The sequence below is a fragment of the Mycobacterium sp. genome (genome assembly GCF_025965855.1).
In the GTDB taxonomy this organism is placed as follows: domain Bacteria; phylum Actinomycetota; class Actinomycetes; order Mycobacteriales; family Mycobacteriaceae; genus Mycobacterium.
This window is the reverse complement of record NZ_JAOPWB010000232.1, coordinates 24,066-38,730: the sequence shown is the minus strand read 5'-3', so window position 1 is coordinate 38,730 and position 14,665 is coordinate 24,066. Positions and strand designations below refer to the sequence as shown.

Annotated in this window: 11 protein-coding genes; 5 read left to right on the top strand and 6 right to left on the bottom strand. The window is 69.8% G+C overall.

The window, feature by feature from the left end; genetic code table 11:
- Positions 1 to 1,323 (top strand): acetolactate synthase large subunit (locus JWP83_RS19875; RefSeq protein ID WP_297733492.1); only part of this gene is annotated, 1,323 nt, incomplete at its 5' end.
- Positions 1,324 to 1,383: 60 nt separating this feature from the next.
- Here the strand turns inward: JWP83_RS19875 and JWP83_RS19870 are convergent.
- The 4 genes from JWP83_RS19870 to JWP83_RS19855 all read right to left on the bottom strand — a co-directional run bounded on the left by JWP83_RS19870 (position 1,384) and on the right by JWP83_RS19855 (position 7,668).
- The gene (locus tag JWP83_RS19870; protein ID WP_297733487.1) at positions 1,384 to 2,832 is read right to left on the bottom strand and encodes a lipase maturation factor family protein; all 1,449 of its coding nucleotides are present in this window, start codon (positions 2,830 to 2,832) and stop codon (positions 1,384 to 1,386) included.
- A gap of 86 nt (positions 2,833 to 2,918) precedes the next feature.
- On the bottom strand, positions 2,919 to 7,184 hold the full coding sequence (locus JWP83_RS19865) for an alpha-(1->3)-arabinofuranosyltransferase (RefSeq protein WP_297733502.1): 4,266 nt from the start codon (positions 7,182 to 7,184) through the stop codon (positions 2,919 to 2,921).
- A gap of 1 nt (position 7,185) precedes the next feature.
- The gene (locus JWP83_RS19860; RefSeq protein WP_065443914.1) at positions 7,186 to 7,359 is read right to left on the bottom strand and encodes a DUF2613 domain-containing protein; all 174 of its coding nucleotides are present in this window, start codon (positions 7,357 to 7,359) and stop codon (positions 7,186 to 7,188) included.
- A gap of 93 nt (positions 7,360 to 7,452) precedes the next feature.
- Positions 7,453 to 7,668, bottom strand: coding sequence for a hypothetical protein (locus tag JWP83_RS19855; RefSeq protein WP_297733470.1), 216 nt, complete (start codon positions 7,666 to 7,668; stop codon positions 7,453 to 7,455).
- 112 nt (positions 7,669 to 7,780) lie between these two features.
- Between JWP83_RS19855 and JWP83_RS19850 the strand changes: the two genes are divergently transcribed.
- The 3 genes from JWP83_RS19850 to JWP83_RS19840 are packed head-to-tail and all read left to right on the top strand — an operon-like array spanning position 7,781 to position 10,866.
- Positions 7,781 to 8,932 carry a glycoside hydrolase family 3 N-terminal domain-containing protein gene (locus JWP83_RS19850; RefSeq protein ID WP_297733467.1) on the top strand — a complete coding sequence of 384 codons (1,152 nt, stop codon included), beginning with the start codon at positions 7,781 to 7,783 and terminating at the stop codon, positions 8,930 to 8,932.
- Between the two features lie 55 nt (positions 8,933 to 8,987).
- The gene (locus JWP83_RS19845; protein ID WP_297733464.1) at positions 8,988 to 9,605 is read left to right on the top strand and encodes a TetR/AcrR family transcriptional regulator; all 618 of its coding nucleotides are present in this window, start codon (positions 8,988 to 8,990) and stop codon (positions 9,603 to 9,605) included.
- 16 nt (positions 9,606 to 9,621) lie between these two features.
- Positions 9,622 to 10,866 (top strand): chloride channel protein, encoded by a 1,245-nt coding sequence (locus JWP83_RS19840; RefSeq protein WP_297733461.1) that lies wholly within the window; start codon positions 9,622 to 9,624, stop codon positions 10,864 to 10,866.
- Here the strand turns inward: JWP83_RS19840 and JWP83_RS19835 are convergent.
- Together JWP83_RS19835 and JWP83_RS19830 are read right to left on the bottom strand one after the other, a co-directional pair.
- A complete protein-coding gene (locus JWP83_RS19835; protein ID WP_297733458.1) occupies positions 10,863 to 11,708 on the bottom strand; it encodes a MaoC/PaaZ C-terminal domain-containing protein in 846 nt (281 codons plus the stop codon). The two genes, JWP83_RS19840 and JWP83_RS19835, sit on opposite strands and share 4 nt — an antisense overlap.
- 25 nt (positions 11,709 to 11,733) lie before the next feature.
- A complete protein-coding gene (locus tag JWP83_RS19830) occupies positions 11,734 to 13,110 on the bottom strand; it encodes a 3-oxoacyl-ACP reductase (RefSeq protein WP_297733499.1) in 1,377 nt (458 codons plus the stop codon).
- 140 nt (positions 13,111 to 13,250) lie between these two features.
- On the opposite strand from JWP83_RS19830, the gene JWP83_RS19825 reads away from it, so the two are divergent.
- Positions 13,251 to 14,576 carry an acetyl-CoA C-acetyltransferase gene (locus JWP83_RS19825; protein WP_297733455.1) on the top strand — a complete coding sequence of 442 codons (1,326 nt, stop codon included), beginning with the start codon at positions 13,251 to 13,253 and terminating at the stop codon, positions 14,574 to 14,576.
- Positions 14,577 to 14,665: the final 89 nt, after the last annotated feature.

Below are 14,665 nucleotides of genomic sequence, written 5' to 3'. Positions count from 1 at the left end.
CACCAGTACGTCGACCTGGTGTCGATGTTCGCCCCGATCACGCGGTGGGCCGCGAGCATCCCGACCCCGCGCGCCATACCCGAGATGGTCCGCAAGGCGTTCAAGCTCGCCGAGGCCGAACGCCCGGCGGCCGTCTACCTGGCCGTGCCCGAACACATAGATGCGGATGCCGCGGACTATCCCGACCTGACGCCGTTGCCCCGCAACGTCGTTCGCCCCGACGCGCCGGCAGCTCGCCAGGTGGAACGAGCGGTCGACATCCTGCGGCGGGCGAAGCGGCCCGTGGCGCTGGCCGGGCATGGCGCCGCCCGCGCCGATGCCACCAAGGCCCTGGTCCGCTTCTCCGAGGAGACCGGCATACCGGTGGCCAACACCTTCCACGGCAAGGGCGTCATGCCAGACGACCACCCCAACAGCATCGGGACGCTCGGTTTCATGCGGCACGACTACGTCAACTTCGGCTTCGACAATGCCGACGTGGTGCTGGCGATCGGCTACGAGCTGCAGGAGTTCGACCCGATCCGGATCAATCCGCAGGCCGACAAGAAGATCATCCACATTCATCGCTTCCCGGCCGAGGTCGACGCGCATTATTCGGTCGACGTCGGCATCATCGGCGACATCAGTGAATCGCTGGATGCGCTCACGGAAGCACTCGAGGGCCACGCGTATGAGGCCGACCCCGAAGTCCCCGGCTTCGGCCTGCTCGCGGAGGAGTTCGAACGGGGCCAACAGGATTCGCGCTACCCGCTGGCGCCCGCGCGGGTGGTCGCCGACACCCGCGCCGCGCTGGGCCGCAGCGACGTGGTCCTGGTGGACACCGGCGCGACCAAAATGTGGATGGCGCGGCTCTATCCGACCTACGAGCGCAACACCTGCCTGATCTCAAACGGCCTGTCCACCATGGGCTTCGCGTTGCCGGGCGCCCTCGGCGTCAAGCTGGCGCGTCCTGAGTGCAAGGTGCTGGCCGTCGTGGGCGACGGCGCGTTTTTGATGAATTCCCAGGAAATCGAGACCGCCGTCCGGGAGCGGATACCGCTCGTGGTGTTGATCTGGGAGGACGGCGGTTACGGCCTCATCGAGTGGAAGATGGACCTCGAGCTCGGCGAGCACTACTACGTGAAGTTCGGTAACCCCGACATCGTGCTCTACGCGGAAAGCTTCGGCGCCAAGGGCTATCGGATCAACGCCGCCGATGAACTGCTGCCGACGCTCAAGGCTGCGCTCGCCGACGACGGGGTGTCGCTGATCTGCTGCCCCGTCGACTACTCCGAGAACCTGCGGTTGACCGACCGGCTCGGTGAATTGGACGAGACGCTGTAGCCGTTTACTCCCAGCGCGCCCGCATCGCCGACATCACCAGACTCGTCTGACCGCCTGCCCTCAACTGGCGGGCGCGCTCGTCGCTTTCTCGAGCGCTACGGGCCGGACGTACCCGCCAATGAGCGTGCGATGCCACCACGCCCGATCCCGGCGCAGCTCGGCGAACGTGGTGAAACGGTATTCGTAGAGCTGCGCGCGGACATATCGTGGTGGCGAATCCGGGAAGGGGTTGTGCCGCAACAAGCGAAGCGTCGGCCGATCGTTGCGCAGCAGCCGCTGCAGCAGGGGCGTCAGCCACTGGTGGGCATAGCCCGGCGAGATCGCCGCGAACCACATCAGCCAGTCCAGGCGCAGGTGATACGGCGCCCATTGGCGTGGCAGCCGGCCCACGGCACCGGGCTTGCCCTTGAATTCGTACTCCTTCCACGCGGTGTGCCGGGTCAGCCGCTCTTCGTCGGTGCCCTCGATCACCACCTCGCGCCGGATGCGGCCGATGCTGCCGAACGCACCGTAGGTGTTCACCAGGTGAAATGGGTTGAAGGACATGTTCATTCGCTGACGCGAGGAGAGCATGTTGCGCACCGGCCAGTACGTCATGAACAGCAAGGTGCCGGTGATCGCGATCACCAGGACGGCGAACCACAGCGGCGGTGCCGCCGGACCAGCATGAGCGGGTATCCGGAAGAGCGTCGAGAACGACGAATCGTCGATGGCGCTGAACGCCAAGATGATCGTCAGCCAGTTGAGCCAGGCGAAGTTGCCCGACGCCACCAGCCACAGCTGGGTGACCACGACGATCGCCGCAGCCACGCTGGCCACCGGCTGCGGCGCGAATAACCCGAATGGCACGACCAGCTGGGCGAAATGGTTGCCCGCCACCTCGACGCGGTGCAGCGGCCTGGGCAGGTGGTGGAAGAACCAGCTCAACGGCCCCGGCATGGGTTGGGTCTCGTGGTGGTAGTACAGGCAAGTCAGGTCGCGCCAGCACGGGTCGCCGCGCATCTTGATCAGTCCCGCGCCGAACTCGACCCGGAACAGCAGGAGCCGGGCCATCCACAGCGTCAGCACCGGGGGCGCCACCCGGTCGTTGCCGAGGAAGATCATCAGGAACCCCGCCTCCAACAGCAGAGACTCCCAGCCGAACCCGTACCAGGTCTGCCCGACGTTGACGATGGAAAGGTAGAGCACCCACAGCGTCAGCCACGCCAGCATCGCGGCCCACAGCGGCGCCCGGTCGGCCGCACCGGCGACGATGGCCGCCGACAGCGCCGCGCCCAGCCAGGACACGCCCGCGAACAGCCGGTCGGAGTAACGCAGATGAAAAAGGCTCGGCGACCGCCAAAACGATCGCCCGGCCAAAAACCTTGGCACCGGCAGCATTCCGTGTTCGCCGATGAGGGCCCGGAACTGCAGTGCGGTCGCGAGGAATGCGATCAAGTAGATGGCCGCGACACCGCGCTCGAGCACCAGTCTGCCCAGCCAGTATTCGGGTGCCGAAAACCATCCCATGGCCGTAACTCCTCCGGCGGCGGCGATCACACCGTGCCGTATATCCAGTCAACCAGCAGGAAAACCGGTAGCCAACACCTCGGCTGTCATTGGTCGCGCGGCCGCGGCTCCCGTTGCGGCACCGTCACGACCGAAGCGGCAAGCACCGCAAGCGAAATCAGCGCCAGCAGTTGCACATTCGCCGAATGCCCGGCGTAACCGTCGACCGATCGCCAGGGATGGCGGGACAGCGCCGCCCCGGCCAGGGTCAGCCCGCCCGCGCTCAGCACCACGGTCACGGCGTCGCGCCAGCGCTGCCGGTGGCGCAGGGCGTACCGCAGGCCCAGGGCGGCGCCGACCACGACGACGCCCACCACGCCCGCGATGACCGCCCCGGCCGCCAGCACGGACACCGCCGCCCAGCGCCCGGAAGCCCACGGTTGAGCGGGCTCGTCGTAGGCACGCCCGCGCCGGGTGCGCCACAACGCGATGGCGGCCAGCAGCGGCAGCAACGCCAGCCCCACCGCCAGACCCGCCCGGTACAGCGAATTGGAGGCGAAGGTCAGTGTGATGGTGCCGGGATCCCCCGCCGGCACGACCCAGCCCTGCTGCCACCCGTTGACCGCGACCGGCGTCAATCGGACCCCGGCGCCGGTGCGCGCCACCCAGCCGGGGTTGATGCTCTCGCGGATGACCAGCAGCCGGGAGGCGGCCGAGGCGGGGGCCCGCACCTCGCGGCGGCTCGGACCCCACGCTCCGGTGTGGGCGGGAACCACAGAGGCGCTGGGCAGTTCGGTCGAAGCCGGAGTCGACAGGTGTGCCCCGTCCACGACGAACTGCGGGCCGGGGTTGATCAACAGCTCCTGTTGGCCCGCCGGCAGCGCGATCGGCTCGCGTTCGCAGGGCAGCGCCGCGACGGGTTCGCCGTCCAGCAGCGCGCCGGCGGTGGTGCGGATCGAGGTGTGCACGAACCGGCCCGCGACGGCGATGACCGGTCCGCGATCGCAACCGACGGTGATCTCCCGCGACCGGTTGCGGGCGGCGTCGGCGGGTGCGATCGGGTTGCCGTCGGCGCCCAGCACCGCGACCTCGGCCAGCCCTGGCGGCTTGAGCTGATCGAAGCCCAGGGCGTTGCGGTCGATCACGTCTTCCCAGTCGAGCAGGCTGATACTGACGGTGTCGGTCACCCGCGGTTTGAGCGAAAGCGTTTGTGGCTCACTCGGTTTCAGCTCACGGACCTGCGGTCCGTCGCCCAGGTTGACTGCCACCACCGTCGGGTGCGCCGGCAGCGTCGACCGGCTGGGCGCCAGGCGCAGCCCGGCGACCTCGGTGGGCCGCGGCAGGGCGAGGGTCAGCGTCGGCGGGGACTTGTGTTGCACCACCCGCTGCGGCGCCGTCCACGCGGTGGCCGGGTCGCCGTCGGTGGCCGCATACGCCGAGCCGAGGATGTCCACCACGTCGGAATCCCCTTGGGCCCGAACGGTGTTCGGCTCGGCGACCAGATCGGCCAGCTTGGGCCCCTGCCGTGGCCGCACCCACACCGTCGGCGTCACCGAGACCGGGGCCGCGACGGTCAGGGTGCGGCTGAAGTTGACCGGCTCTTCCGGCGCCAGCGCCGCCGACGCCGCGCAGCGCACGCCGTCGGGCGCCCGCGCGCAGCCCGGCCTGCCGAGCAGTTCCGACCCCAGGTCCCAGCCCGCGATCGCCGAGCCCGGCGGCGGCCCGGGCACCTGCACGGTGTGGCGCAGGCTGACCGGGTGGGCGAATCCGGACGCGTCGTACTGGGTGATCGACAGGTCGGTGATGCCGAATTGCACACCGGGGGACCCGTCGTCGGTGCCGGCGGCGGTGACCCGCACCCACGGGGTTTCGCCGTACGGCAGCGCCGCCGCGAGCGGCTTGCCGGGCTCGTCGAACCGCAGGGTGGTGCTGCCGTTGGCGGTCTCGACCAGGATGCGGCGGACCTGGGCGCCGACGGCGGTGGCGCTGGGCGTGATGGTGATGGCGCCGTTGCTCACCGGGTGGTCGAAGTCCACCTGCAGCCACTGCCCGATGGCGGCCTGCAGCGCGTTGGACACCCACGCCGTCCCCGAGTCGCCGTCGACGGCCGCGGTGGAGGAGGTCGCCGGCGCGACGTCGGGCATCGCGGTGGAGTCCGACGACGAGCTCGAGACGGTGATGCGGCCGCCGTTCCATGCCCCGAACACCGTGTCGGCGCCCGGGACCGGATAGTCGGGGACGCGGTTGTAAGTGTGCCGGGCGTCACCGGCGGCCCGGATGGCCGACGAATGTTCGTCGACGCGGCCGTAGTCGGTCTCGCGGGCCACCGGGGTGTCGGTGACGGTGACGAGGGGCGCGGGCAGGCCGGCGCTTTGGGCGTCCGCGGTCATCAGCACCGGGCCCAGCGGCGGCCGGCCCAGCAGCCGTCGCCGCTCGTCGAGGCGCAGCAGCACCTCCGGCCCGCCGTCGACCCGGGCCAACCGGTCGGTGTCGACGAAATAGGGCGCGCCGGGATCGCCGCTGGCGGCGACCCGGTAAATCTCGACCGCCGGGTAGCGCGGCCGCAGCCCGCCGTCGGTCACGAATCCCGCCAGCGTGCCGGGTCCCACGGGTGCGCCGAACTGCGCCACCTTCTGCAGTCCCGGCGAGCCCTCGATGGCGCGATGCACCAGGATGGGGCGCGCCGAGCGCGACGTCTCCGGATCCAGGTCGTTGCGCACCACGACATACGAAATACCTTGGCGGGCAAGGGTATCGGCCAGCCCAACCGAGGGCTGGCCCGCGGCGAACAGGCGTTGCACCGAATCGAGCGACCGGATGGTTTGCGGCGGGGTCAACGGAATGGAGTCGCGCACCCCCCACGGGCTGTTGCCGAGCACCTGCAGCGGCTCGTCGTGGGTGGTGCCCCACATTTGGGTGGCGAACGGAGCCCCCGGGGCCACCAGCACGCGCCCTGGGGCGGGCAACCCGGTGCCAGAAGTGTTGTGTGCGTCGAGCCAGTCGGCGGCCTCGTGCCAGTAGGCCGGGATCGCGCCGAACGTGCCCGGCGGGGCGAGCCGGCCGGTCCACGCCAGCGACGTGCTGACCATCAGCGCCGTCAGGACCACGACCGCCACCGCGACCCGCCGGTCGCGCTCAGGGTGGGCGAACGCGCGCAGCCACGCCGAGCGCGGCGTGCTGCCCGGCAGCGCGACCCGGCCCAGCAGCTGCGCGATGCCCAGCGCCACCGGGACCCGGATCACCGATCCCAGCTTGTGCACGTTGCGCAGCGGCGCGCCGCCGGCGTCCAGGAACGCCTGGATCTGGTGGGCCAGCGGCGAGCCCAGCCCGCCGCTGTAGCCGGCGGCCATCAACACCACCCCGACCAGCAGCATCGTCACCAGCCGTCCCCGCGCCGGCATCGCGGGACTGGCCAGTCCTGCCAGCCCGCTCGCCGCGACCAGGCAGGTGGCCAGGACGGCCGCCGACCCCGTTACCAGTGGCGCCCCGGCGGTCGCGGTCGGCGCAACGAACGGGGTCCAGCTGTCGGTGCCGCGCAACATCTCGGTCAGTGACGACCACTGCGTCGTCACGGCGGAGGATTCGATGAAGTCCAGGAACGGGGGACTGACGTGGCGCAGGCAGACCAGCGCCACCACCCACCACAGCATGGCCAGGCAGAGCGCCAGCACCCACCAGGCCGTGTAACGCCACCACAACCGGTTCGGCCGGTGGCACGCCCACCAGATCACCGCCGGCAGGCAGCCCGCCAGCGTCGCGATCGCGTTGACCGCGCCCATCAACGCGACGGCCAGCCCGGCCTGGGCGGCGAGCGCCCGCACGGACCTGTGTGTCTCAGCCCGCGCCGATTTCAGAGCCAGGATGGTGGGCAGCAACACCCACGGGGCCAGCATCATCGGCAACGTCTCCGACGAGATCGATCCGAGCGTGGTCAGCACCCGCGGCGACAGCGCGAACGCGGCGGCGCCGATCACCCGGGACGTCGGACTGCCGATTCCCAGCGTCTCGGCCACCCGCAGCAGCCCCCAAAAACCCACGCTGAGCAGCAATGCCCACCACAGCCGCTGGGTTATCCAGCCCGGCACTCCCAGCGCGTGGCCGACCAGAAAGAAGGTCCCGTGCGGAAACAGGTAGCCGTAGGCCTGATTCTGCGCCTGGCCGAACGGCAGTTCGCTGTTCCACAGGTTGGTCGCGCGGGTCAGGAAGCGCAGCGGGTTTGCGGTGAGGTCGAGTTTGGTGTCGGGGGAGACCTGCCCGGGGGATTGCGCAAACGTCAAAGCCAGCGCGACGGCGCCGACCAACAGCAACCACCGGCGCGACAGCGGCGCAGCCGACGAGCAGGTGACCGGCCCACCTGCCCGGGTCCTCGCCAGGCTAGCTACGGTTGCCGTACTCGACCCGGTTGAGCACTGACGACTGCGGATCGCCCCCGGGGAGTGGCGGCTTCGTGTCCTGCTGCACCATCAAGGTGATCCCGAAGATCGCGGCCGCGCCCAGCAACAGACCAACCACCACGCTCGCGGCGGCGGGCGCAATGATCCGATTCATCGACGGCTCCTGTTTTGCGGGGGATTGTGGTCGCCAGCGAGGACGACCCAAAGCCAACCTAGCAGAACGGCCCTCGCCGGCCGGGCCGACGAGTCACGGCCACGGCACGCAATGACCATGCCAACAGCGAGAGCCGTAATTCACCAGATACGGCCCAGCAGGGTTCCGCGCGGTCGGTGCGGTCTGTTCCGGCACCATCGTGTGGTCTTCTAACCCTTCCAGGATGAGCGTGCCACTAACAGTCGCCGCGGCGCCGATCATCAGCCCCGCCGCGATGCTGGCCGCAGCGGCCCGCGAAAACCCGGCCATCGCTGGCTCCCCCCTGCCAGTCAAATGGGCTGCGCTCGCCCCCTGATCAACAACGTACCGCCGATGCCCCCTGGAGCCGGGGACGAAATGCCCGCCGTGACAACATGGCCCGATGGCTTTCCCCCGCACCCTGGCCGTGCTCGTCGCCGCGACAGCGCTGGTGGCCGGCTGCGGCCACCACGGCGCGCGGCCCCCGGGCGCCTCCGCCACGGTCAGCAAGCCGGCGGCCGCCCCCGCGCCGCCGGTGTGCGCAGACCCGACGGCCGTCCCGGCCGCGCTGTCGACGCGCGACAAGCTGGCCCAGCTGTTGATGGTGGGAGTGAAAGACGCCGACGACGCCCGGGCCGTCGTCAACGGGTATCACGTCGGCGGCATCTTCATCGGCAGCTGGACGGACCTGTCGATCTTCAAAGGCCCGCTGGCCGACATCGCGGGCAAGGCGGGGCCGCTTCCGCTGGCGGTCAGCGTCGACGAAGAAGGTGGCCGGGTGTCGCGGCTGAGGTCGCTGATCGGGACGGCGCCGTCGCCGCGGGAGCTGGCGCAGACCCAAACGGTCCAGCAGGTCCACGACCTGGCGGCCGACCGCGGCAAGAAGATGCGCGACCTGGGCATCACCATCGACTTCGCGCCCGTCGTCGACGTCACCGACTCCCCGGACGGCGTGATCGGGGACCGTTCGTTCGGCGCCGATCCCGATACCGTCACCGCCTACGCCGGGGCCTTCGCGCAGGGCCTGCGCGACGCCGGTCTGCTGCCGGTCCTCAAGCACTTCCCCGGCCACGGGCACGGCTCCGGCGACTCGCACAAGGCAGGCGTGGTCACCCCTCCGCTGAGCGACCTGCAGAACGTCGACCTGGTGCCATACCGGACGCTGGTGACCGCGACGCCCGTCGCCGTGATGGTGGGTCACCTGCAGGTTCCCGGGCTGACCGGCGACGACCCGGCCAGCCTGAGTCGGGCCGCGGTCCAGCTGCTGCGCACCGGCACGGGCTACAACGGCCCGCCGTTCAACGGCCCGGTCTTCAGCGACGACCTGTCCAGCATGGCCGCGATCTCCGATCGCTACGGCGTGTCGGAGGCGGTGCTGCGCGCGCTGCAGGCCGGCACCGACGTCGCGCTGTGGGTCACCACCGACGAGGTGCCGGCGGTCCTGGACCGCCTGGAAAAGGCGGTGGCCGCGGGCGACCTGCCGATGGCGGCGGTCGACGACTCGGTGGTGCGGGTGGCGACGATGAAGGGCGCCAGTCGAACGTGTGGCCACTAAGAGGCCGCATCATCGTTACCCTGTAGTCAGATAGGTGGGCTAGAGAGGCACAGCGATGGCGGGTGGTACCAAGCGGTTACCTCGTGCTGTCCGCGAACAGCAGATGCTCGACGCCGCCGTGCAGATGTTCTCCGTCAACGGCTATCACGAGACCTCGATGGACGCCATCGCCGCCGAGGCGCAGATCTCCAAGCCGATGCTGTATCTGTATTACGGCTCCAAGGAGGACCTGTTCGGCGCCTGCCTGGATCGTGAGCTGGGGCGGTTCGTCGACGCGGTGCGCGCCGACATCAACTTCGCTCAAAGCCCAAAGGACTTGCTGGGCAACGCTATTGGGTCGTTTATGCGTTACATTGACTCGAACCGCGCGTCCTGGATCGTGATGTACACCCAAGCCATCAGCTCGCAGGCGTTCGCGCACACCGTGCGCGAGGGACGCGAGCAGATCATCGAACTGGTGGCCGAGCTGATGCGGGCCGGCAGCCGCACCCCGCGGTCGGACACCGAGTATCAGATGATGGCGGTGGCGCTGGTGGGCGGGGGCGAGGCGATGGCCAACCGGCTAAGCACCGGGGACATCGGCGTCGACGAGGCGGCCGAGCTGATGATCGACCTGTTCTGGCACGGTCTCAGGGGCGCGCCGGAGGACCGGGAAGCCGCCGCGGCCGGCTAGCCCCTACATTCGTGGGGTGCCCCCATCGGCTCGCCGCCGCAACCTCGACTTCTTTTGCGCGGTAGTCATCGTCGGCTTGCTGGCCGGGGTCGCCGGGTTGGCGACGACGGTGGTGCTGCGGTTCGTCGAGCACACCACCTACCACTACAGTTTCGACACGTTGCTCGCCGGGATCACCGGCAGCAGTCCGGTCCGCCGCGCTCTGGGGCCGGTGGTCGGCGGCGCGCTGGCGGGGTTCGGCTGGTGGATCCTGCGGCGCAGCACCCCGGTGCCGCCGCTGGCCCAGACCATCGCCCGCCGCGACCGGATCCCGCGGCTGGCGTGGAGCGTCGACGCCGTGTTGCAGGTGCTGCTGGTCGGCTCGGGGGCATCCCTGGGCCGGGAGGGGGCGCCGCGCCAATTCGCCGCGGCCCTGGGCGATTTCGCTACCGCGTGGTTGAGGCGGCTGTCCGGCGAAGACCGGCAGGTCTTGCTGGCCTGCGCGGCGGGGGCCGGGCTCGGTGCCGTCTACGCCGTTCCGCTGGCCGGCGCGCTGTTTGCCGTGCGAATCATGCTAAACACCTGGCATCCGCGTGCGGTGGGCGCGGCGTTCCTCACCTCCAGCCTGGCCGTCGCGGTCGGCTCGGCCGTCACGCACGATCAGCCCAGCCTGGACTGGCCCAGCGCGGAATCGTCGTATTTGCTGACCGCGCACGGACTGATCCTGGCGCCGGTGACGCTGGCGGTGGGATTGGTGTTCAACCGGCTCATGGCGGCGGCGCGGCCGTCGCGGGTGATGCGGACGTGGGTGCTGATCCCGGCGCTGGCCGCAGCGGGTTTGGTGATGGGCATCTGCTCGCATTGGTGGCCGGAGCTGCCCGGCAACGGCCGCAGCGTCCTGACCGTGAGCCTCGCCAGCGGCATGACGCTGTCCGCGGCCCTCATCATCCTGGTGTTGAAACCGCTGCTGACGGCGCTGTTCCTGCGCGCCGGCGGGGCGGGCGGAATGCTGACACCGTCGCTGGCCACCGGCGCGGCCGCGGGATCGGCGGTGGTGCTGGCGGTCAATTGGGCGGCCGGGACGCACCTGCACACGCCGGCGGTCTCGCTGGTCGGGGCGGCCGGGGTGCTCGCGGTCACCCAGGGCTCACCGATCTGGGCGGCGATCTTCGTCTGGGAGCTGGCCCACCCGCCGCTGTGGCTGTTCGGAGTCTTCCTGCTGACCGCCTGCGGCGCATACGGATTGAAGGTGCTCGCGCTGGGCCGCAGGCCGGCGGATTAGAGGGCCCGGACGCTGCCGGTCAGATACGGATATCCCTTCGCGATGTTGCGCAGCGAAAGGTCCCAGCCGCCGTCATCGCCCTGGTCGATGTAGAGCCCCGCGGTGCCGGGCAGCACCAGCGGCTTACCGAACCGCACCCAGTACTGCGCTTCGTCGGGAATTCTAGCCTCGATGTTGGCCAATACCGCTGCGGCGCTGAACATCCCGTGCGCGATGACGGTCGGGAATCCGAACAGCTTGGCGGCGATCGGGTTGGTGTGGATCGGGTTGTGGTCGCCGCCGACGACGGCGTACCGGCGGATCTGGCGGGGGCTGATCCGCAGCACGGTGCTGGGCGGGGGCAGCTTCGGCTGCTTCTGGGGTGGCGGTTTGGGCTCGTCGGACAGGCTGGTGCGCTGCTGGTGCAGGAAGGTGGTCACCTGGTGCCACGCGATGTCATTGCCGACGCTGACGTCGGTCACCAGATCCACCAGCAGACCCTTGCGGTGTTCGCGCAGGTTCTCCGCATGCACGCGCACGCCGACCGTGTCGGTCACCGCGATCGGGCGGTACTGCGTGATGCGGTTTTCGGTGTGCACCGATCCCATTGCGGCGAACGGAAAGTCGAAGCCGGTCACCAGGGACATCATTGCGGGAAAGGTCAACGCGAACGGGTAGGTCAGCGGCACGTGGTTGCCGTAGCGCAGGCCGGTGACCCCCGCGTACTCGGCCACGTTCGTTTGGTCGATGGGCAGTTCCTCGACGGTCACCGTGCGGCTGGGCAGCTGGTCGGAGCGGGGCACCAGGGGCAGCGCCCCGGCCGCCGCGCGCAGCAGGTTTTTCAGGCCGCTTGGCTGGTTCATCGTGATCTCCTCGAGCGACGTGGGGTCATGCGCCCAGCATGGCCTGGCCGCAGACGCGAATGACGTTGCCCGTCACCGCGTTTGAAGCCGGGCTGGCGAAGTAGGCGATTGTCTCGGCGACATCGACCGGCTGCCCGCCCTGCAGCAGCGAGTTCATCCGGCGGCCGACCTCGCGGGTGGCCAGCGGGATGGCCGCCGTCATCTGGGTTTCGATGAATCCCGGGGCGACGGCGTTGATCGTGATGCCCTTCTCGTAGAGTCCCGGCGCCAGCGCCTGGGTCAGGCCGATCATGCCGGCCTTGGTGGTGGCGTAGTTGGTCTGCCCGCGGTTGCCCGCGATGCCGGCCATCGACGACAAGCCGATCACCCGGCCCCCTTCGCCGATGCTGCCGTTGCCGATCAGGCCCTCGGTAAGCCGTTGCGGGGCAAGCAGATTAACGGCAAGGACGGCGTGCCAGCGCGCGTCGTCCATGTTGGCCAACAGCTTGTCGCGGGTGATGCCGGCGTTGTTGACCAGGATGTCGGCGTGCCCGGCGTAGTGATCGTGCAGGTGCTCGGCGATCTTGTCGACGGCATCGTCGGCGGTGACGTCCAGCCACAACGCGGTGCCCCCGACCCGGCTGGCGGTCTCGGCCAGGGCCTCGGCGGCCGACTCCACGTCGATCGCCACGACGCGGGCGCCGTCGCGAGCGAACACCTCGGCGATCGTCGCCCCGATTCCCCGGGCGGCGCCGGTCACGATGGCCACCTTGCCGTCCAGCGGCCGTTCCCAGTCCGCCGGCGGGGTGGAGTCGGCCTCGCCGACGTAGAAGACCTGGCCGTCGACGTATGCCGACTTGCCCGAGAGGATGAACCGCATCGTGGATTCCAGGCCGGTGGCGGCGGGTTTGGCGTCCGGCGACAGGTACACCAGCTGCGCGGTGGACCCGTTGCGCAGCTCCTTGCCCAGCGAGCGGGTGAAGCCCTCCAGCGCGCGCTGCGCGATCCGCTCGTCGTTGCTGGCGGCGGCGTCGGGCGTGGTGCCGACGACCGCGACGCGGGCGTTGTGGCCCAGGTTGCGCAGGACGGGTGTGAAGAACTCGTACAGGGCCCTGAGCCCGGCCGGCGTCGTGATGCCGGTGGCGTCGAAAACCAGCCCGCCGAATTGGTCGGCCCAACGCCCGCCCAGGTTGGCGCCCACCACGTCGTAGTCCTGGTCCAGGGCCGCGCGCAGCGGCTCGACCACCCTGCCTTGCTGATCTGGGGGGCCCCCGATCAGCAGGGATCCGGCCAGCGGCGGCTCGCCGGGCCGGTAGCGGCGAAGTGTCTCGGGCTGCGGAATGCCAAGTTGCTTTGCCAGAAACGATCCGGGGCCGGAGTTGATCACCTGCGAGAACAGATCGGACGAGCGCTTGGGAGCCACTGAGCTGCCTTCCATCTGGGGCATGCCGGGTAGGCAAACCGTATCGGGGACGAACTTACTTCAGAGTAAGAACAGTGGGTAGTATGGCCTCCAACGGCCGATACAAGAACTGATGTACCCGGAGATGCACGGAGAGAAAAGTGGCCTCTGCGAGTTCCAAGACCAGGCGACCAGTCGCAGTACTGGGCGGCAACCGCATCCCGTTCGCGAGATCGGACGGCGCGTACGCCGAGGCGTCCAACCAGGACATGTTCACCGCGGCCCTGGACGGGCTGGTGGACCGGTTCGGGCTGGCCGGCGAGCGGCTGGGCGTGGTCGTCGGCGGCGCCGTGCTCAAGCACAGCCGCGACTTCAACCTGACGCGCGAATGCGTGCTGGGCTCAGAGCTGTCGTCGTACACGCCCGCGTTCGACGTTCAGCAGGCGTGCGGGACCGGGCTGCAGGCCGCGATCGCCGCGGCCGACGGCGTCGCCTCCGGCCGCTACGAGGTGGCCGCCGCCGGCGGGGCGGACACGACCTCCGACCCGCCGATCGGACTGGGCGACAACCTGCGCCGCCACCTGCTCAAGCTGCGCAGGTCCAAGTCCAACCTGCAACGGCTCAAGCTGGTCGGCACGCTGCCCGCCACCCTCGGGATCGAGATCCCGGCCAACAGCGAGCCGCGCACCGGGCTGTCGATGGGCGAGCACGCCGCCATCACCGCCAAGCAGATGGGCATCAAACGCGTCGACCAGGACGAGTTGGCCGTCGCCAGCCATCGCAACATGTCCGCCGCCTACGACCGGGGCTTTTTCGACGACCTCGTCACGCCGTTCCTGGGGCTCTACCGGGACGACAATCTGCGGCCCGACGCCAGCGCCGAAAAGCTGGCGACGCTGCGCCCGGTCTTCGGCGTGAAGAACGGCGACGCGACGATGACGGCCGGCAATTCCACCCCGCTGACGGACGGCGCGTCGGTCGCGTTGCTGGCCAGCGAGGAGTGGGCGGCCGCGCACTCGTTGACCCCGCTGGCCTACCTGGTCGACGCGGAGACCGCCGCCGTCGACTACGTCAACGGACGCGACGGGCTGTTGATGGCGCCGACGTACGCGGTGCCCCGGCTGCTGGCGAGAAACGGACTGGGACTGCAAGATTTTGATTTCTACGAGATCCACGAGGCGTTCGCGTCGGTGGTGCTGTCGCACCTGCAAGCGTGGGAATCCGAGGAGTACTGCAAGGAGCGATTGGGGCTAGACGCCGCGCTCGGATCCATCGACCGGTCCAAGGTCAACGTCAACGGGTCGTCGTTGGCCGCCGGCCACCCCTTCGCGGCCACCGGCGGGCGGATCCTGGCGCAGGCCGCCAAACAGCTCTTTGAAAAGAAAGAGGCAAAGAAAGCCGAGCAGCAGGGCGGCGGAACCGTTCGGGCGCTGATCTCCATCTGCGCCGCCGGCGGCCAGGGCGTGGCCGCGATCCTGGAGGCCTGACCGCCCCCGGCGCCCCCGACAGCGGGGCCTGAATGATATCTCGGTCACAGTCGGTTACTAACGCGGGGACGCGGGTACTCGAACGTCCG